We start from the raw sequence: 18694 nt of genomic DNA on the forward strand, positions 1-18694 counted from the left end.
CAAGCCTTCGCAGCTATTTGCCGGGATTCTACGGAGTCGGGGTATATCATAAAAACACAAATTGTCATTACCCATGGAGACGTGTCGTGACCAAGGACTACCGTGCCATCACCCGGGACATTTCGGCCTATGTCGGCGAGCTGCGCAAGGCGGTGCCGGAGGCGATGCAGGGCTTCGCCGCCCTCGCCAAGGGCGCGACCGCCGACGGCGCGCTCGACAAGAAGACCAAGGAGCTGATCGCCCTTTCCATCGGCGTCACCCAGCGCTGCGATGGCTGCATCGGCTTCCACACCAAGGCGCTGAAGGACCTCGGTGCGAGCCGGCAGGAGATCGCCGAGACGCTCGCCATGTGCGTCTATATGGGTGGCGGCCCCGCCCTGATGTACGCCGCCGACGCGCTGCGCGCCTATGACGGCTTCGCCGCCGCGGCCTGAGCCGAACGGGCGGACAGGGTGTCCGCCCACCGCATCCCTCAGGCGATCAGCCCGGCCGCCGCGAGCCCCAGCAGCAGCACGCCGAGCGCGATGCGGTAGATGACGAACGGCCAGGTGGAGAAGCGTTCGAGAAAGCGCATCAGCCCCCAGATCGCGAGCAGCGAGGAGAGGCCGCCGGCGAGGATGCCGACCGCGAGCAGCATCCAGCCATGGCCGTCCAGCCCCATCTTGTGGAGCTCGACCACCTCCTTCAGGCCCGCCAGCGCGATGGCGGGCAGGCCCAGCAGGAAGGAGAAGCGCGCCGCCTCCTCCCGCCGGAAGCCCAGCGCCAGCGCCGCGGTCAGCGTCGAGCCGGAGCGCGACACACCGGGGATCAGCGCGCCGACCTGGGCGAGGCCGACCAGCATCACGTCGCGGGCCCGGATGCTGCCGAGTTCGCGGCGGTGGCGCGCCATCAGCTCCGTCAGGGCGAGCAGCCCGCCCATCACGATGCAGGCGAGGCCGACCGCCCAGATGCTGCGCAGCGGCGAGCCGCAGCCGTTCAGGCTGTGGGCCAGCGCCAGCCCGGCGACGACGATCGGCAGCGTGCCGATGAGGATCCACAGCACGAGGCGGAAATCGGCGTCGGCGAAATCACGCCGCACCACCGCCCGTCCCGCCCCGCCGGCAAGGCCGACGATGTCGCGCCAGAAATAGCTCACCACGCCGACCAGCGCCGCCATCTGCATCGCCGCGGAGAAGGCGGCGCCGGGATCGGGCCAGCCGAGCAGGGCCGGCACCACCCGCATATGGGCGCTGGAGGACACCGGCATCAGCTCGGTCACGCCCTGCACCAGGCCCAGCACCGCGACCTTTCCGACGCTCAGATCCACAAAGCCCATCGCCGAGCCCGCCGAGCACACATCGACCATTCGTCATCCCCCACATCGGGCCCGGGCGCTGCCCGTTCAGGCTCCGACCCCAAAAGGACCCATCATCCTCACGTTCCGCGCCCGCAGGCGCCGGTGATGAAGCCGGCTCAGTGCGCAACGCCGATTCGATCTAGCGCGATTGTGCGCTGCACACCAGTGTTGCGGGGTGTCTCTTGGCCGTAATTCAGGAAGATGTCGTTACGAAAGCATGGCATGACGTAGCGGATACAGGAGAAGGCGCGCGTACCTGATATGACTTAAGGTCAATTCTGATATTTACTTAAGGTCATACTTGCCGCCGGCGCCAAGGTCGATGTGGGTGGCGCGGCCCCGCCGGGGCCGGCGGCGGGCGGGGCGCCGGCCCGTTCCCGGCCGCGGCCCATGCCCCGCGACTTGACAGCGCGAGCCCCCATGGGGCCGGATGCCGGCCGACACTTCCGGGGTGGCACCATTTCATGCGCTTTCTTCCTCACCTGTTGACGCGGTTCATCGACAAGGGGCGGCTCGTCGTCATCGACGCCGACGGCAGCACCGCGCGCTTCGGCTCCGGCCGCGACGGCCCGGAGGTCACGCTGCGCCTCAACGACGCGAAGGTAGAGCGCGAGCTGTTCTTCAACCCCGAGCTGGTCTCGGCGGAAGCCTATATGGATGGCCGGCTCACCTTCGAGAACGGCTCGACGGTCTATGATTTCCTCTATCTCTTCTCGATCAACCGGAAGGGGCTGGGCGCGCATCCGGTGCAGCAGGCGCTGCGGCGGAGCTGGCGGGCGCTGAAGCGGTGGCACCAGTCCAACCCGCTCGGCATCGCGGCGAAGAACGCGCAGAGCCATTACGACCACCCGCCTGAGTTCTACCGGCTGTGGCTCGACAGCCAGATGATCTATTCCTGCGCCTATTTCCCGACGCCGGAGGCCACGCTGGAGGAGGCCCAGGACGCCAAGCTGCGCCACATCGCGGCCAAGCTGAAGCTGGAGCCGGGCATGCGGGTGGCGGAGATCGGCTCGGGCTGGGGGGCGCTGGCGATCTATCTGGCGAAGCTCGGCGTGCATGTCACCGCCATCAACGTCGCCACCGAGCAGCTCGCCGAATCGCGCCGCCGCGCCGAGGCGGCCGGGGTGATGGACCGCATCACCTTCTTCGAGCGGGACTACCGCGAGCTTACCGGCACGTTCGACCGGGTGGTGTCGGTCGGGATGATGGAGCATGTCGGCGTCACCCATTTCGATGCCTATTTCGGCACGATAAAGCGGCTGCTGGCGCCGGGCGGCTTCGCCATGATCCACGCCATCGGGCGGATGTCGCCGCCCGGCACCACCGGGCCGTTCATCCGCAAGTACATCTTCCCCGGCGGCTATGTGCCGGCGATGTCGGAGGTGTTCGGCTCGCTGGAGCGGGTGGGGCTGTGGGCGGCGGACTGCGAGATCCTGCGGCTGCACTATTACTGGACCATCCGCCACTGGCGGCAGAACTTCGAGGCCAAGCGGCCCGAGGTGGTGGCGATGATGGGCGAGCGCTTCGCGCGGATGTGGGAGTTCTATCTCGTCGCGGTGGAGCTCGGCTTCCTGCACGGCTCCAACATGGTCTACCAGCTGCTGCTCGCCAATGAGCGCGACGCCGTGCCGGTGATCCGCGACTATATCGTGGACGAGGAGCGCGCCATGGCCGCCCCCGCCGGCCTGCCGCCCGGGTGAGCGGCAACGGCGTCGTCCTGGCGCTTCACGCGGGACGCGCGGTGCCGTAGGCGGCGAGGAACACCCGCACCGCGCGGTCGACCGTCTCGGCGATCTGCGCCTCGGTCGGCACGGTGGTGTCGCCGAACAGCAGCGCCTTGCCGATCCGGCCCTGACACAGGTTGAAGAAGATGTGGGCGGCCTCGCGATCGTCGTCGAGGACGAGGTGGCCGAGATCGGCCTGTTCCCGCAGCAGCTGGGCCAGCCGCTCCCCGCCGCGGCAGGGCCCGGCGTCGAAAAAGCTGCGCCCGATGCGGGGGAATTTCTCGGCGACACCGATCACCATCCGCACCAGCCGGATATGGTCGGGCTGCACCATCATCCGCATGAAGGTGGTGCCGATATGCCGGAGAAGCCCGTCGATGTCCGAGGTCGCGGCGTTCACGTCGAACAGGTGTTCCGCCGAGCGTGCGCGGTCGTTCAGGACCAGCGCCTCGAACAGCTCTTCCTTGCTCTCGAAATACACATAGATCGTCGCCTTGGAGACGCTGGCGGCGCGGGCCACCTCGTCCATGCTGGCGCCGTCGAAGCCCTTGTCGAAGAACACCCGGCGCGCGCCATCGATGATGTCGCGGCGCTTTGCCGATTCCGGCTCGCCGCGGCTGCCGGCGCCCGTCAGGGCGATATCGCTGTCGGTGTGGCTCATGGCATCCTCTCGCTTTTTGCATATGGGCACGGCGAGGTGGTTGTCAAAGGAATTGACTAAACTGTTTAGTTTGATAGATCAGCGGCGGCGACTGAACCGTTCAGTTGCTATCGCGTTGGTTCAGGTCGTGACAGAGGCGGGAAGACCCATGGCGGACGTTCTGGAGATTGAGCGGCGCACCCCGGAGACGGGGCCCGTCCGCGCGCTGCGCAAGGCGGATGCCTCGCCCGGCGATGCCAAGCCGGCAGCGGAGGCGGAAGCCCCGCCCGCGCCGCCACGCCGTTCCCGCAAGCCGATGATCTTCGGCGCCATCCTGATCGCGGCTCTGGCCGGCGGCGGCTATTACGGGCTGAACTGGTGGCGGGTGGGCCGTTTCCTCGTCTCCACCGACGACGCCTATGTCGCGGCCGACACCTCGGTGCTCGCCGCCAAGGTGGGCGGTCACATCGTCGGCATCGACGTCGCCGAGAACCAGAAGGTGAAGGCGGGCGACGTGCTCGTCCGCATCGACCCGGTGGATTACGACCTGTCGCTGAAGGCGGCGGACGGCAAGATCGCCACCCAGCAGGCCACCATCGACCGCTACGGCCAGCAGATCCTGGCGGGGCAGGCGAGCGTCGACCAGGCGCGGGCGCAGCTCGTCTCCGACCAGGCGGAATTGCAGCGCGCCGAGGCGGACCTCAAGCGGCAGCAGGAGCTGGCGAAGGACAGCTATGCCAGCCGCGCAACGCTGGAGACCGCCAGCGCCACCCGCGACAAGGCCAAGGCCGCCGTCGACGCTGCCGGCGCGGCGGTCACCGCCGCGCTCGCCAATATCGACGTGCTGAAGGCCCAGCGCGCCGAGGCGCAGAGCCTGCTCGAGGAATACCGCACCGCGCGCGACCAGCAGCAGCGCAATGTGGACTTCACGGTGATCCGCGCCCCGTTCGACGGGGTGGTGGGCAACCGCGCGGTGCAGCTCGGCCAGCTGGTTCAGCCCGGCACCCGCATTCTCGCGCTGGTCCCCATGGAGCACGTCTATGTCGACGCCAATTTCAAGGAGACCCAGCTCGGCGACCTGCATCCCGGCCAGAAGGTGTCGGTCGAGGTGGACGCCTATCCCGGCACCGATTTCCCGGGCCACGTCGCCAGCGTGTCGCCGGCCTCCGGCTCGGTGTTCAGCCTGCTGCCGCCGGAGAACGCCACCGGCAACTTCACCAAGATCGTGCAGCGCGTGCCGGTGCGGGTCGAGCTGGACCCCGAGGCCATCGCCCGCGCGCCGCTGCGGCCCGGCATGTCGGTGACCGCCGTCGTCGACACCCGCGGCGCCTCCTGACGCCGCCGCCCCTCTGCCACAGGACACGCCGTCATGGCCGGAACCCTTGCCGCCGGAGCCTCGACACCGCGCGCCGCCTCCTCCGAGGTGCGGCGCATGTTCGCCTTCCTGTGCATGGTGTTCGGCATGTTCATGGCGATCCTGGACATCCAGATCGTCTCGGCCTCGCTGTCGGAGATCCAGGCCGGGCTTGCCGCCTCCTCGGACGAAATCTCCTGGGTGCAGACCAGCTACCTCATTGCCGAGGTGGTGATGATCCCGCTGTCGGGCTTCCTGTCCCGCGCGTTCTCGACCCGCTGGCTCTTCGTCGCCTCGGCGGTGGGGTTCACCACGATGAGCTTCATGTGCGCCACGGCGACGAGCATCAACCAGATGATCGTCTACCGCGCGCTGCAGGGCTTCCTCGGCGGCGGCATGATTCCCACCGTGTTCGCGGCGGCCTATTCCATCTTCCCGCGCGAGAAGCAGTCGGTCATCTCCCCGCTCATCGGCCTCGTCGCGACGCTGGCGCCGACCATCGGGCCGACCATCGGCGGCTATCTCACCGACCTGTTCTCGTGGCACTGGCTGTTCCTGGTGAACATCCCGCCGGGCATCTTCGTCATCATCGCCACCGCGACGCTGGTGGATTTCGACGAGCCCGACCTCAGCCTGCTCGACCGGTTCGACTGGTGGGGGCTGCTGTTCATGGCGGGCTTCCTCGGCAGCCTGGAATACGTGCTGGAGGAGGGGCCGACCAATGACTGGTTCGAGGACCGCTCCATCTTCTTCTTCGCCATCCTCGGCTCGCTGTCGGCGGTGGCCTTCTTCGCCCGGGTGCTGCTGGCGCGCGACCCGGTGGTCGACCTGCGCGCCTTCGTGAACCGCAATTTCGCGGTCGGTTCGGCCTTCAGCTTCGTGGTCGGCATCGGCCTCTACGGCCTCACCTATCTCTATCCCCTCTATCTCGCCCGGGTGCGGGGCTATTCCGCCTTGATGATCGGGGAGACGATGTTCGTCTCGGGCCTCGCCATGTTCCTCAGCGCTCCGCTGGCGGGGCGGCTGGTGGCCAAGGTCGATCCGCGGATGATGATCGCCTTCGGCTTCGCCGCCTTCGCGCTCGGCACCTGGCAGGTGACCGGCCTCACCCAGGACTGGGATTTCTGGGAACTGCTGGTTCCCCAAATCCTGCGCGGGGTGGGGATCATGATGGCGATGATCCCGATCAACAACATCTCGCTCGGCACGCTGCCGCCGGCGCAGCTCAAGAACGCCTCCGGCCTGTTCAACCTGATGCGCAACCTCGGCGGCGCGGTCGGGCTGGCGCTCATCAACACCGTGCTGAACGACCGCTGGGACCTTCACCTCGCCCGGCTGCACGAGAACGTGCAGTGGGCCAGCGTCACCGCGGTGGAGCGGCTCGACGCCATGACCGGCGCGCTCGCCGCGCTCGGCTCCGACGCCGAGGCCGCGGCGCTGAAGAAGCTCGCCGGGCAGGTGCGGGTGCAGGCGGAGGTGATGGCCTTCTCCGACGTGTTCCTGGTGCTCACCGTGCTGTTCGTGCTGCTGCTGTTCGCCTCTCCGCTGATGCGCCGCCCGGCTCGCGGGGCCGGAGGGGGCGGCGGCCACTGAGCCGGCGCGGCCGGAGCGGCCCGGGCCTTGCGCGGGACTGTGCCGCCTGCGCCCGGCCGTGCCGGACCGCAGGAGGGCGTCTTCGCCACCTCTTGCCGCCGGGCGCGGCCTCGGCTAAAGAACCTTCCCAGAGAGCAACCCTCGCGAGAGCCGAGCCGTGACCTTTGCGTCCGTCCGCCGCTGCACCGCGACCCCGGCCGCCCTGCGGGTTTCCGGGCAGGCTCTCCTTGCGTCCGGGCTCCTTCTTCTTAGCCGCCCCTGAGGGCCGGCCGGGCATCACGCCTGGGCGCTCAGGGGACGACGCGCATACCTCGCCTCACGATGTTGCCGCGGACCGAGCCGCCCTGACGCGCCGCTCCGCCCCGAGAAGGAAGCCCGACATGTCCACCCCGTCCCATGACGCCGCCGCCGCTCCCACCGACCGCGTCGTGATCTTCGACACCACGCTGCGCGACGGCGAGCAGTGCCCCGGCGCCTCCATGACCTTCGAGGAGAAGCTGGAGGTGGCCGACCTGCTCGACGCCATGGGCGTCGACATCATCGAGGCCGGCTTCCCCATCGCCTCCAACGGCGATTTCGAATCGGTATCCGAGATCGCCCGCCGCACCAGGAACGCGGTCATCGCCGGTCTCTCCCGCGCCGCCTCCGGCGACATCGACCGCTGCGCCGATGCGGTGCGCCATGCCCGCCGGCCGCGCATCCATACCTTCATCTCCACCTCGCCCGTGCACATGAAGCACAAGCTGCAGAAGTCGCCGGAGGCGGTGCTGGAGATGATCGCGGCCTCGGTGGCGCGGGCGCGCGGCCATGTCGAGGACGTCGAGTGGTCGGCCGAGGACGCCACCCGCACCGAGATCGACTTCCTGTGCCGGGCGGTGGAAATCGCCATCGCCAACGGCGCCACCACCATCAACCTGCCGGACACGGTGGGCTACACCACCCCGTCAGAATACACCGCCATGTTCCGCACCGTGCGCGAGCGGGTGCCGAACGCCGACCGCGCGGTGTTCTCCACCCACTGCCATAACGACCTCGGCATGGCGGTGGCGAACTCGCTGGCCGGCCTCGCCGGTGGCGCGCGGCAGATCGAGTGCACGATGAACGGCATCGGCGAGCGCGCCGGCAACGCCGCGCTGGAGGAGATCGTCATGGCGATCAACGTCCGCCGCGACGCGCTGCCCTACCGCACCGGCATCGATGCCACCCTGCTGACCCGCGCCTCCAAGCTGGTCTCGGCGGTGACGTCCTTCCCGGTGCAGTACAACAAGGCGATCGTCGGCCGGAACGCCTTCGCCCATGAGAGCGGCATCCATCAGGACGGCATGCTGAAGAACGCCACCACCTACGAGATCATGACGCCCGACAGCGTCGGCGTCTCCAAGACCTCGCTGGTGATGGGCAAGCATTCCGGCCGCGCCGCCTTCCGCGACAAGCTGAAGGCGCTGGGCTACGAGCTGGGCGAGAACGCGCTGAACGACGCCTTCGCCCGCTTCAAGGATTTGGCCGACCGCAAGAAGGTCGTCTATGACGAGGACATCGAGGCGCTGGTCGATCACGAGATCGCCGCCGCCCATGACCGCATGAAGCTGGTTTCGCTCTCCGTCATCGCCGGCAGCCACGGCCCGCAGCGCGCCACCATGAAGATGGAGGTCGACGGCCGGGTCATCACCGAGGAATGCGAGGGCAACGGGCCGGTCGACGCCACCTTCAACTGCATCAAGGCCATCGTGCCGCACGCCGCCAAGCTGGCGCTCTACCAGGTCCACGCGGTGACCGAGGGCACCGATGCCCAGGCCGAGGTCTCGGTGCGGCTGGAAGAGGGCGACAAGGCCGTGACCGGCCGCGGCTCGGCGCCCGACACGCTGGTCGCCTCGGCGCAGGCCTACATCATCGCGCTCAACAAGCTGCAGACCAAGCGGCACAGCCTGAACGCGCAGGCCCAGCCCGCCGCGGAGTGAGGCGATGGCCGGGCGGCCGCTCGCGCGGCGGACCGTGCTCGCGGTGGCGGCGCGGCTCGCCGGCGGCGCCCTCGGCGCCGGGCCGGTGCTGACCGCGCTGGCCGGTTCCGCCCCGGTGGGCGCGGACCCGCTGGCCGGGCTGGGCGCGCCGGACGCCGGCGGCGGCCAGCCCGATGCCGCCGGCTGGTCGGCCGCGGGGCGGGCGGCGGCGCGGGAACAGGCGGCCGCGCTTGGCACCACGGCGGTCGTGGTGCTGCGGCAGGGCCGCCCCGTCGCCGGCTGGGGCGAGGTCGCGCGCAAGGTCGACGTCGCCTCGGTGCGCAAGAGCCTGCTCGGCGCGCTGATCGGCATCGCGGTGGCCGAGGGCCGCCTCTCGCTGGACGCCACCCTCGCCGATCTCGGCATCGACGACATCCCGCCCGCGCTCACGGCGGAGGAGCGGCGCGCCACGGTGCGCGACCTGCTGATGGCGCGCTCGGGGGTCTACCACCCCGCCGCCCACGAGACGCCGCCGATGAAGCGCGACCGCCCGGCGCGCGGCAGCCACCCGCCGGGCCGCTTCTGGTTCTACAACAACTGGGATTTCAACGCCCTCGGCACGATCTGGCGGCGGGCGACGGGCGAGGACATCTTCACCGCCTTCGAGCGCCGGATCGCCCGCCCGATCGGCATGCAGGACTTCACCGCCGCCGACGGGCGCTATGTAAGCGAGCCGGCCTCCGAGCACCCGGCCTATCCTTTCCGCCTCAGCGCCCGCGACGCCGCCCGCTTCGGCCAGCTCTATCTCGATAGGGGAAGCTGGGGCGGCCGGACGATCGTGCCGGCCGACTGGGTGGCGGCCTCCACCACCGCCTGGTCGCACAGCGACCGCAGCCGGCAGGGCTATGGCTATCTCTGGTGGGTGCCACCGGTCGATGCCTTCGGGCCGGGCGCCGCCTATGCCGCCGGCTATGGCGGCCAGATGATTGCCATCGTGCCGGCGCGCGGCGTCGTGGTCGCCGTCACCAATGAGTGGCGCGGCGGCTGGCGCAAGCTGCGCAGCTCGGCGCTGCTCCGGCTGCTCGCCAGCATCCTCGCGGCGGCGCCGCCATAATCCTGCCGGTCGGAGCGGGGATGGCTAGGCATGCGAGACAGGCCCATGGCGTTGCCCGCCCGATGACGACGCTTTCCGCTCCCGAGGTGGTGCTGCCGGCTGGTGAGGCCGAGCGGCCGCCGTCGAGGCGCGCGCGCCGGTGGGCCGATATCCTGCCGCCGGCCGGCGCGGCGATGCTGCATCTGGCGATCCTCGGCGCGCTGCTCCTGCACGTTGCTGCGCCGCTCGATCTGGCTGAGCCGCCGGCGCTCGAGACCGAGGTGATCAGCGCGCGCGCGTTCGAGGCGCTGCGTCCGTCCGGGCCGGCCGTCCCGCCGCCCGAGGCGACCGCGACCTCTGCGGCGCCCGAAGCGGGCCTTCCCGCCACCTCACCGGCCACTCCCGCCACGCCTTCTGCCGCCGCGCCGGCCGCCGCTCCCGCCGCTCCCGCCGCGCCGTCCGCGCCGCCGGCCGCCGCTCCGCCGGACGATACGGTGCGCCCGGTCCGCATGTTGTCGGCTCAGGCGCTGGCGAGCCCGAAAAGCCGGGCCTTGCGGCGCGAGCTTGCCACCCTCGCCGACGAGGAACGCATCGCCCAGCTCTGCGACCTCGAGGCGATGGAGCAGATCCACGCCTGGCGCGCCGGCTTCCAGCCGGACCGGCTGGTGGACTACGCCCGGGCCGAGCCGCGGATGAGCGGGGCGCGCTTCGTCGCGGCAGGAGGCGCCTTCCGCAGCCGGCGCGGCTGGTATGAGGTGTCGTTCCAGTGCGAGCTGGACGCCGCCGGGCAGGCGGTGGTCGGCTTCGCCTTCCGGGTGGGGGCGTCGATCCCGCCCGACCAGTGGGCCGGCTACAACCTCGCCGCGGTGCATTGAGGGCGTCGGCACGGCCGGCCGATGCGGCGCGCAGGGCCGCCGCCGGTTAGGGTGACGACGGCGCCTGTTCCAGCGGCACCCCGCATTGCGCGGCGACCTGCCGGGCCAGTTGCGCCATCAGCGCGCCCACCGTCTCGCCGTCCTGCGCCAGCGCGGCGCCGTCCAGCGCCGTGACGGGGCGCAGGAAGCGCACGCTGTTGGTGAGGAACACCGCCTCTGCCGTAGCGAGATCGTCCGGCGCCAGCGGCGCCTCCGCCGCCACCAGGCCGAGCGCCGGGGCCGCCTCCAGCACCAGCGCCCGCATCACCCCCGGCAGGCAGCCTTCGGCGAGGGGAGGGGTGAGGAGCCGCCCCGCCTTCAGCACGAACACATTGGCGATGGTGCTGCAGGCGACGCGGCCTCCGGTATTCAGGATCAGGGCGTCCTCCGCCCCCGCCGCGGCGGCCTGCCGGGCCGCGAGGATATGGTCGAGATAGCCGAGGGTCTTGAGCTGGGCGGTGGGGGAGAACTCGTTGCGCCGTCCCGCCGCCGTCACCAGCCGGGCCGGCTGGCCGAGCAGCGCCGGGCTCCACGGCGTCGCGGAGACGAGGAGGGTCGCCGGGCCGGCGCTCGCCGGCCACAGCCCGCGCGCGGCGGTGCCCCGGGTGAGGGTGGTGCGCAGGATGGTCGGGGCCGGGGTCAGGGCGGCATCGAGCGCCCGCTCCACCCGCTCGGGCTCAATGGCAATGCCAAGGGCATCGGCCGCCTGCAGCAGCCGGCCGACATGGCGGGCGCGGGCGAACACCACCCCGCCAAGGGCGAGCGCGGTGTCGAACACCCCGTCTCCGAGGGTGAAGCCGCGATCCTCCGCGCTGATCCAGCTTCCGGCACCCGGGCCGGTGCTCACGGCACGGCCTCGGCAAAGGCGCGGGCGGATTTCAGGAAATTGCCGAGCAGGAGGTAGCCGTGCTCGGTGAGCACCGATTCCGGGTGGAACTGCACGCCGAAGGTGGGGTGTTCGCGGTGGGCGAGGCCCATGATCTCGCCATCCTCGCTCCAGGCGGTGGCAACGAGCGGCGAGCCCGGCTCCAGCTCCACCGCGAGGGAGTGGTAGCGGCCGGCCGGGAAGGGGGAGGGCAGCGCGGTGAAGACGTCGGTACCGCGATGGGTGATCTGCGAGGCGCGGCCGTGCATGGGGGTGCGGGCCCGCACCACGCGCCCGCCGAAGGCCTGCCCGATGCACTGGTGGCCGAGGCAGATGCCGAGGATGGGCAGGCGGCCCGACAGCGAGCGGATCACCTCCAGCGAGACGCCCGCCTCGTTGGGCGAGCACGGCCCCGGCGAGACCACCACCGCCTCCGCGCCGGAGCGGGCGATCTCGTCCAGGCTGGCGGCGTCGTTGCGCACCACCTCCACCCGCTCGCCGAGCTCGGTGAGGTAGCGCGCCACGTTGAAGACGAAGCTGTCGTAATTGTCGATGAGCAGGATCATGGCCGCACCTCAGGGCATCGGCCGGAAGGCGCGGAACAGCCGCTCGGCCTTGGTGAGGCTCTCGGCGTGCTCCTGCGCCGGGTCGGACAGCAGGGTGATGCCGCCGCCGACGCCGAAGCTGGCCTCGCCGCCCTCCAGCGTCACGGTGCGGATGGCGATGTTGAGGTCGATGGTGCCGTCGAAGCCGAAATAGCCGATCGAGCCGCAATAGATGCCGCGCGGCCGGCCCTCCAGCTCGCGGATGATCTCCATCGCCCGGATCTTCGGCGCGCCGGTGATCGAGCCGCCGGGAAAGGCCGCGCCGAGCAGGTCCAGCCCGTCCCGGCCTTCCGCCAGCTCGCCGGTCACCACCGAGACGAGGTGGTGGACATTGGCATAGGTCTCCAGACCGCACAGGCGCGGCACCTTCACCGTGCCGGGGCGGCACACGCGCGAGAGATCGTTGCGCAGCAGGTCGACGATCATCACGTTTTCGGCGCGATCCTTCTCGCTGGCGGTCAGTTCCCGGCCGCGGAAGGCGTCAAGAGTCGGCTCCACCGAGCGCGGCACCGTGCCCTTGATCGGCCGCGCCTCCACCGTGCCGGACGCGATCCGCACGAAGCGCTCCGGAGAGGAGGAGGCGATCACGCGGTCCGGGTTGACGATGAGCGCGGCAAAGGTCGCGGGGTTGGCGCGGCGCAGCCGGTCGTAGAGCGCGAGCGGGTCGACCGGGGCGAAGGGCGCGGCGAAGCGCTGGGTGAAGTTGGCCTGGAAGATGTCGCCGGCGCGGATGTAGTCGATGACCCGCGCCACCGCGGCCCGATAACCCTCGGCGGTGAAGTTCGAGGTCCAGCCCGGTTCGGGCGGCACCGCCCCGAGCGCGGCGGGCGCCCGCTCCAGCCGGTCGGTGGTTTCGATGAGCCGGGCCCGCGCCCGGGCCTGCCGGCGGGCGGGATCGGCCTCCGGCCAGCCGGTGGAGATGAGGTAGGTCCGCTGCGCCGCGCGGTCGAAGGCGAGGATGACGTCGTAGAAGCCGAGGTCGATCTCGGCGCCCTCGCCGGGCTCGGCCGCCGGGGTGGGGAAGCGGTCGAACAGCCGCCCGGCCTCATAGCCGACATAGCCGGCCGCGCCGCCCTGGAACGCCGCGCCGAGGGCGAGGGGGCCCGGCGCCGGCGGGGCCTGGTGATAGGCGGCGAGGCGCGCGCGCAGCGCTTCCAGCGGCGGCGCCTCCTCGCGCATGCCGTTCCACCACGCCGCGCCCCCTTCCACCCGGAACCGGGCGAACGGGTCGGCCATCACATAGGACCAGCGGCCGAGCTGGGGGTGAACCATCGCGCTGTCGAGAAAGACGAGGCCGGGCTCGCCGCCGGCGACGAGGCGGCGGGCGGCCTCCCACGGGTCAAGCGGGGCGAGTTCTACGACCAGCGGCGGCGGTTCCTGGATCATGGGGCGCAATATGGGAGGCTCGGGCGATTCTTCCTAGCACGCCGGACGGACGCGGGGCCGCCCGCTCTCGTTCCTTCTGACGACTTGACGCTACGTCCGTGCAATGGTCGCTTAGCTCCAACCGGGCAAAAACCGGCCGCATCGCGGTTCCGAAGCCCAACCGGCCGGCGAAACACTGTTCGCACGGCATCAGTCCTGGGAGGACGCTCAATGACACACCCGAACCCACGGATGGCGGCCGCCTCGACCGAGGCGGCGCCGCGCCCCTCCGCCACCCGCCGCATGGTCGTGCTCGCCTGCGCCGCGCTGGCGGCGCTCGCGATCCCCTTCAGCCCGGCGCGGGCGCAGACCTACCCCGACCGGCCCATCACCATGGTGGTGCCCTTCGCCGCGGGCGGGCCCACCGACACCGTGGCCCGGCTGATCGCCGAATCCATGTCGAAGACCCTCGGCCAGCAGGTTGTGGTGGAAAATGTCGGCGGCGCCGGCGGTACGCGCGGCGCCGGTCAGGTCGCGAAGGCGGCGCCGGATGGCTACACCATCCTCCTGCACCATATCGGGCAGGCGACCTCCGCCACGCTGTACCGCAAGCTGCCCTACAATGTGCTGACCGACTTCGTCGAGATCGGCCTCGTCACCGATGTGCCGATGACCGTCATCGGCAAGAAGGACCTTCCGCCCACTACCATCACCGAGCTGGTCTCCTATGTGAAGGAGAACAAGGAGAAGGTGATCTACGGCAATGCCGGGGTGGGCTCGGCCTCGCATCTGTGCGGCATGCTGCTGATGTCGGCGCTCGCCTCGCCGATGACCACCGTGCCCTATCAGGGGACCGGACCGGCGATGAACGACCTCGTCGGCGGGCAGATCGACCTGATGTGCGACCAGTCCACCAACACCACCGGCCAGATCAAGGCCGGCAAGGTGAAGGCCTATGGCGTCACCACGCCGACCCGGGTGAAGTCACTGCCGGACCTGCCGACCTTCGGCGAGAGCGGCGTGAAGAATTTCGAGGTCGCGGTGTGGCACGGCGCCTATGCGCCGAAAGGCACCTCGCCCGAGGTGGTGGCCAAGCTCAACAATGCGCTGCGCGTCGCGCTGCAGGACCCCAAGGTGATCGCCCGCTTCGCCGATCTCGGCACCGAGCCGGTGAGCCAGGACCGCGCCTCGCCCGAGGCCCACAAGGCTTTCCTCGAGGCCGAGGTCGCCAAGTGGAAGCCCATCATCGAACAGGCCGGCATCTACGCCGACTGACAGGCCCGACCGGCGGACCGCCCCCGGCAGAAGGGGCGGCCGTTCCAAGAAGCGCCACAGGGGGGACAGCGGCCGTGAGCCGATTCATCCGAAATCCGAAGGACGTGATCACAGGCGGCCTGCTGCTCGCGCTGGCCTCGATGTTCGCGTATCTCTCGCTCGACCTGCCGATGGGCTCGGCCGTCCGCATGGGGCCCGGCTATTTCCCGCTGATGCTGGCGGGGCTCTTGGCGCTGCTCGGCCTGCTGGTGCTGATCGGCGGGCTGCGCTTCGAGGACGCCGGCGAACCGTTGAGCCTCGCCGCGATACCCTGGCGGGCGCTCGGTCTCGTGACGCTGGCGGTGGTGGTGTTCGGCCTCGGCATCCGCCCGCTGGGCCTTGGCGCGGCCATGGGCCTGTCGGTGTTCCTCTCGGCCCTGGCCAGCCGGCGCTTCCGGCTTCCCACCGCGCTGTTGCTCACCGCGCTGATGGTGGCATTCGCCTGGCTCGTCTTCATCAAGGCTCTGGGCCTGCCGCTGCCGATGCGCGGGCCCTGGCTCGGCGGCTATTGAGATCGGGACGCCATGGACATCCTCTCGAACCTCGAACTCGGCTTCTCGGTCGCCCTCAGCCTCCAGAACCTGTTCTACTGCTTCGTCGGCGTGCTGCTGGGCACGCTCATCGGGGTGCTGCCGGGCCTCGGCCCGGTGGCGACCATCGCGATGCTGCTGCCGATCACCTTCGGCCTGCCGCCGGTCTCGGCGCTCATCATGCTCGCGGGCATCTATTACGGCGCGCAGTATGGCGGCTCGACCACGGCGATCCTGATCAACCTGCCGGGCGAAAGCTCATCCGTCGTTACCGCGCTGGACGGCTACCAGATGGCGCGGCAGGGCCGGGCCGGGGTGGCGCTGGCGACGGCGGCGCTGGGCTCGTTCTTCGCCGGCTCGGTGGCGACGCTGCTGCTGGCGCTGTTCGCCCCGCCGCTGGCCGATCTCGCGCTCCAGTTCGGCGCGCCGGAATATTTCGCGCTGATGGTGCTGGGCCTCATCGCGTCGGTGGCGCTGGCCTCCGGCTCGGTGCTGAAGGCGCTGGCGATGGTCGTGCTGGGCATACTGCTCGGCATCGCCGGACAGGACGTCTACACCGGCGTGCCGCGCTTCACCTTCGACATCACCGACCTCGCCGACGGCATCGAGTTCGTGGCGCTCGCAATGGGCGTGTTCGGCCTCGGCGAGATCATCCGGAACCTCGAGGACGAGCACACGCGCTCCGTCGGCGTGCAGAAGGTGACGGGGCTGATGCTGACGCGGGAGGACTTCAGGCGCATCGTCGGCCCGGTCCTGCGCGGCACGGCGCTGGGTTCGCTCCTCGGCATCCTGCCGGGAGGCGGCGCGATGCTGTCGTCCTTCGCGTCCTATTCCATCGAGAAGAAGATATCGAAGACGCCGCAGCGCTTCGGCAAGGGCGCCATCGAGGGGGTCGCGGGGCCGGAGAGCGCCAACAATGCCGGCGCGCAGACCTCCTTCATCCCGATGCTGACGCTGGGCATTCCGTCCAACCCGGTGATGGCGCTGATGATCGGCGCCCTCATCATCCAGGGCATCGTGCCCGGCCCCAATGTGGTGAACGAGAAGCCGGACCTGTTCTGGGGCATCATCGCCTCGATGTGGATCGGCAATTTCATGCTGGTGCTGCTCAACCTGCCGCTGATCGGCATCTGGGTGCGCCTGCTGACCGTGCCCTACCACGTGCTCTACCCCCTGATCGTCGGCTTCTGCTGCATCGGCGTCTACAGCGTGAACAACAATGTGTTCGACGTGTTCGCCATGGCGCTGTTCGGGGTGGTGGGCTACGTGCTGGTGAAGCTGGAATGCGAGCCGGCGCCGCTGCTGCTGGGCTTCATCATCGGGCCGATGCTGGAGGAATATCTGCGCCGCGCGATGCTGATCTCGCGCGGCGACCCGCTGGTGTTCTTCACCCGTCCGCTCTCCGCCTCGCTGCTGCTGCTGGCGCTGGCGGCGCTGGTGGTGGTGCTGCTGCCCTCGGTGCGGAAGACCCGTGACGAGGCCTTCAAGGAATGACAGGGCTGTGAATTACCCCGCCCTGGGCTATGGACAGGGCGGGGTGCCTTTGCTACATGCCCACCCATCGCAGCGGCGCTGCCGCGGCGAACCGGTTCGGGCGCATAGCTCAGTTGGTAGAGCAGCTGACTCTTAATCAGCGGGTCCAAGGTTCGAGTCCTTGTGCGCCCACCATCCTCCCCGATGGATTGCCGAACCGGTTTTGACGACACGGGCGCTGAGGCGCCGTTGTCTCGTTTCCCGCGTCTTCAAACGATCCTACCTTCGCCACATCCCGGCCTGCGGCCCATGGGAATTCGCGTTCCGCTCCCCATATGGGTTCTTTGCCAGGAGGAAGACGCCATGCTGTGCGCCGAATGCCTGCGGTGCGGGCGGCGATCCATCCTCGGCGCGCCCGCCGCCGCGCTCGCGGAAACGCCCGATCCGGCGGTGCCCTCGGCCAAGCTGCGCTGCGACCTCTGCGGGGGCCGGCGGGTGCGTGTGGTGCGTCCGGCCGGGCCGATGGAGCTGATCGCCTTCGTCGCCGGGCGCCGCTGACGCAGCGGTGGCCCGCCGCCACCGCCGGTGAACGAAATGAGGCCTCGCACGTTGTCCGCGCGAACGACGCCCCCCGGGGCGCGCAGCGTCAGCCACCAAGCGAGGAGATATCGAGATGGACACGGGCGACAACCTCACCGGCCGCGCGTCGGAATTCGGCTATAAGGCCAAGCATGAGGCGGAATCGGCCGCGCGCTCCACCGCGAGCGTCGCCGACCGCGCCATGAACGAAGCGGATGAGCGGCTCGATGCGCTGGAGGACGAAGCCACGGGCGAGCGGCGCTATTCCTTCCACACGCTGGTTGCGGCGGGCCTTGCCGGCTACGTCGTGGGACGGCTGTTCAGCCACTGATGCCGGGCCCCGACGGTCATCGAGACCCGGCGGGGGGTACGCTCCCGCCGGCCCGGGAAGAAGCAGACGACCCGGGCGGCACAGGCGCCGCCGCGAGAAAGAAAACCCAATGCAGACGCTGACCGTCCGTCATGTGACGCAGTACAACTACGCCAACCCCGTGACCTTCCAGCCGCACCGGCTGATGCTGCGGCCGCGGGACAGCCATGACCTTCGCCTCGTCGACGCCGAGCTCATCCTCTCGCCGCCCGGCCATGTGCGCTGGCTGCACGACGTGTTCGGCAATTCCGTCGCCATCGTCGACTTCGCCGAACCCGCGAGCGAGCTGCGGATCGAGAGCGTGCTGACGCTGGAGCGCTACGGCACTGGCGGGCTGAGCTTCGAGCTGGACGAGGCGGCCAAGACCTATCCCTTCGTCTATTCCACCGAGGACCGCACCGATCTCGGCCGCATGCTGGAATGCCATTACGCCGACCCGCAGGGCGAACTCGCCGCCTTCGCCCAGAGCTTCATCGCCACCCGCCCGACCGACACCATGGCGCTGCTGACCGACATCAACAACGGCATCAAGGCCCGGTTCGCCTATCAGGTGCGCAACGAGCAGGGCACCCAGACCCCGCAGGAGACGCTGCGGCTCGGCAGCGGCTCGTGCCGCGACTTCGCGCTGCTGCTGATCGAGGCGGCCCGCTCGCTCGGCTTCGGGGCCCGCTTCGTCACCGGCTATCTCTACGACCCCGCGCTCGACGGCGACGACGCCGGCGTGGTGGGGGCGGGGGCGACCCATGCCTGGGCGGATATCTACCTTCCCGGCGCCGGCTGGGTGGAGTTCGACCCCACCAACGGCATCATCGCCGGCGACAACCTCATCCGCATCGCGGTGACGCGCGATCCGGCGCAGGCGGTGCCGGTCGGCGGCGGCTTCACCGGCATGCTCGGCGACTATCTCGGCATGACGGTCGACGTCTCGGTGCGCTCGCACCGGTTGCCGATGGCCGCCTGACAGGGCGTGGACCGCTCGGGCGCCGGGGGATAGCCTCGGCG

General features: G+C 70.1%; 18 protein-coding genes and 1 tRNA gene. 14 read left to right on the plus strand and 5 right to left on the minus strand.

Annotation, left to right across the window (positions count from 1 at the left end):
- Nucleotides 1-86 precede the first annotated feature (86 nt).
- Nucleotides 87-434 carry a carboxymuconolactone decarboxylase family protein gene (locus KHC27_RS06675; protein WP_213336621.1) on the plus strand — a complete coding sequence of 116 codons (348 nt, stop codon included), beginning with the start codon at nt 87-89 and terminating at the stop codon, nt 432-434.
- 38 nt (nt 435-472) lie between these two features.
- On the opposite strand, the gene KHC27_RS06680 is transcribed toward KHC27_RS06675, so the two are convergent.
- Nucleotides 473-1345, minus strand: a complete 873-nt coding sequence (locus KHC27_RS06680) for an undecaprenyl-diphosphate phosphatase (protein WP_213336624.1) — start codon at nt 1343-1345, stop codon at nt 473-475.
- A 455-nt stretch (nt 1346-1800) separates the two neighbouring features.
- Here KHC27_RS06680 and KHC27_RS06685 point away from each other — a divergent pair, with 455 nt between their 5' ends.
- Nucleotides 1801-3036, plus strand: coding sequence for an SAM-dependent methyltransferase (locus KHC27_RS06685; protein WP_213336627.1), 1236 nt, complete (start codon nt 1801-1803; stop codon nt 3034-3036).
- 25 nt (nt 3037-3061) lie between these two features.
- Here KHC27_RS06685 and KHC27_RS06690 read toward each other — a convergent pair whose 3' ends face one another.
- Nucleotides 3062-3721, minus strand: coding sequence for a TetR/AcrR family transcriptional regulator (locus KHC27_RS06690; protein ID WP_213336629.1), 660 nt, complete (start codon nt 3719-3721; stop codon nt 3062-3064).
- 148 nt (nt 3722-3869) lie between these two features.
- On the opposite strand from KHC27_RS06690, the gene KHC27_RS06695 reads away from it, so the two are divergent.
- The 5 genes from KHC27_RS06695 (at nt 3870) to KHC27_RS06715 (ending at nt 10552) form a co-directional block, all read left to right on the plus strand.
- The gene (locus tag KHC27_RS06695) at nt 3870-5036 is read left to right on the plus strand and encodes an HlyD family secretion protein (RefSeq protein WP_213336632.1); all 1167 of its coding nucleotides are present in this window, start codon (nt 3870-3872) and stop codon (nt 5034-5036) included.
- Between the two features lie 33 nt (nt 5037-5069).
- Nucleotides 5070-6647: a DHA2 family efflux MFS transporter permease subunit gene (locus KHC27_RS06700; protein WP_213336635.1), complete on the plus strand. Its 1578-nt coding sequence runs from the start codon at nt 5070-5072 to the stop codon at nt 6645-6647.
- 380 nt (nt 6648-7027) lie between these two features.
- On the plus strand, nt 7028-8605 hold the full coding sequence (locus KHC27_RS06705) for a 2-isopropylmalate synthase (protein ID WP_213336638.1): 1578 nt from the start codon (nt 7028-7030) through the stop codon (nt 8603-8605).
- Between the two features lie 4 nt (nt 8606-8609).
- A complete protein-coding gene (locus KHC27_RS06710) occupies nt 8610-9698 on the plus strand; it encodes a serine hydrolase domain-containing protein (protein WP_213336641.1) in 1089 nt (362 codons plus the stop codon).
- A gap of 20 nt (nt 9699-9718) precedes the next feature.
- Nucleotides 9719-10552: a DUF930 domain-containing protein gene (locus KHC27_RS06715; protein WP_246519709.1), complete on the plus strand. Its 834-nt coding sequence runs from the start codon at nt 9719-9721 to the stop codon at nt 10550-10552.
- A gap of 46 nt (nt 10553-10598) precedes the next feature.
- On the opposite strand, the gene KHC27_RS06720 is transcribed toward KHC27_RS06715, so the two are convergent.
- The 3 genes from KHC27_RS06720 to pabB are packed head-to-tail and all read right to left on the minus strand — an operon-like array spanning nt 10599 to nt 13447.
- Nucleotides 10599-11438, minus strand: a complete 840-nt coding sequence (locus KHC27_RS06720) for an aminotransferase class IV (protein WP_213336644.1) — start codon at nt 11436-11438, stop codon at nt 10599-10601.
- Nucleotides 11435-12022 (minus strand): anthranilate synthase component II, encoded by a 588-nt coding sequence (locus tag KHC27_RS06725; RefSeq protein ID WP_213336647.1) that lies wholly within the window; start codon nt 12020-12022, stop codon nt 11435-11437. Before KHC27_RS06725 ends, KHC27_RS06720 begins: the two co-directional genes overlap by 4 nt.
- Nucleotides 12023-12031: 9 nt before the next feature.
- Entirely contained in the window at nt 12032-13447 is a 1416-nt protein-coding gene (gene pabB / locus KHC27_RS06730) for an aminodeoxychorismate synthase component I (protein WP_213336651.1), read from the minus strand.
- 282 nt (nt 13448-13729) lie between these two features.
- Between pabB and KHC27_RS06735 the strand changes: the two genes are divergently transcribed.
- The 7 genes from KHC27_RS06735 to KHC27_RS06765 all read left to right on the plus strand — a co-directional run bounded on the left by KHC27_RS06735 (nt 13730) and on the right by KHC27_RS06765 (nt 18653).
- Nucleotides 13730-14701, plus strand: coding sequence for a tripartite tricarboxylate transporter substrate-binding protein (locus KHC27_RS06735; protein ID WP_213336828.1), 972 nt, complete (start codon nt 13730-13732; stop codon nt 14699-14701).
- Between the two features lie 74 nt (nt 14702-14775).
- On the plus strand, nt 14776-15252 hold the full coding sequence (locus KHC27_RS06740) for a tripartite tricarboxylate transporter TctB family protein (protein ID WP_213336654.1): 477 nt from the start codon (nt 14776-14778) through the stop codon (nt 15250-15252).
- Between the two features lie 12 nt (nt 15253-15264).
- Nucleotides 15265-16764, plus strand: coding sequence for a tripartite tricarboxylate transporter permease (locus tag KHC27_RS06745; RefSeq protein ID WP_213336657.1), 1500 nt, complete (start codon nt 15265-15267; stop codon nt 16762-16764).
- A 98-nt stretch (nt 16765-16862) separates the two neighbouring features.
- Nucleotides 16863-16938, plus strand: a tRNA-Lys gene (locus tag KHC27_RS06750).
- Nucleotides 16939-17106: 168 nt separating this feature from the next.
- A complete protein-coding gene (locus KHC27_RS06755) occupies nt 17107-17301 on the plus strand; it encodes a hypothetical protein (RefSeq protein ID WP_213336660.1) in 195 nt (64 codons plus the stop codon).
- Nucleotides 17302-17416: 115 nt separating this feature from the next.
- On the plus strand, nt 17417-17653 hold the full coding sequence (locus tag KHC27_RS06760) for a hypothetical protein (protein ID WP_213336663.1): 237 nt from the start codon (nt 17417-17419) through the stop codon (nt 17651-17653).
- A 109-nt stretch (nt 17654-17762) separates the two neighbouring features.
- The gene (locus KHC27_RS06765) at nt 17763-18653 is read left to right on the plus strand and encodes a transglutaminase family protein (protein WP_213336666.1); all 891 of its coding nucleotides are present in this window, start codon (nt 17763-17765) and stop codon (nt 18651-18653) included.
- The last annotated feature ends 41 nt before the right edge of the window (nt 18654-18694 follow it).

The organism is Ancylobacter lacus (genome assembly GCF_018390635.1).
Lineage (GTDB): Bacteria > Pseudomonadota > Alphaproteobacteria > Rhizobiales > Xanthobacteraceae > Ancylobacter > Ancylobacter lacus.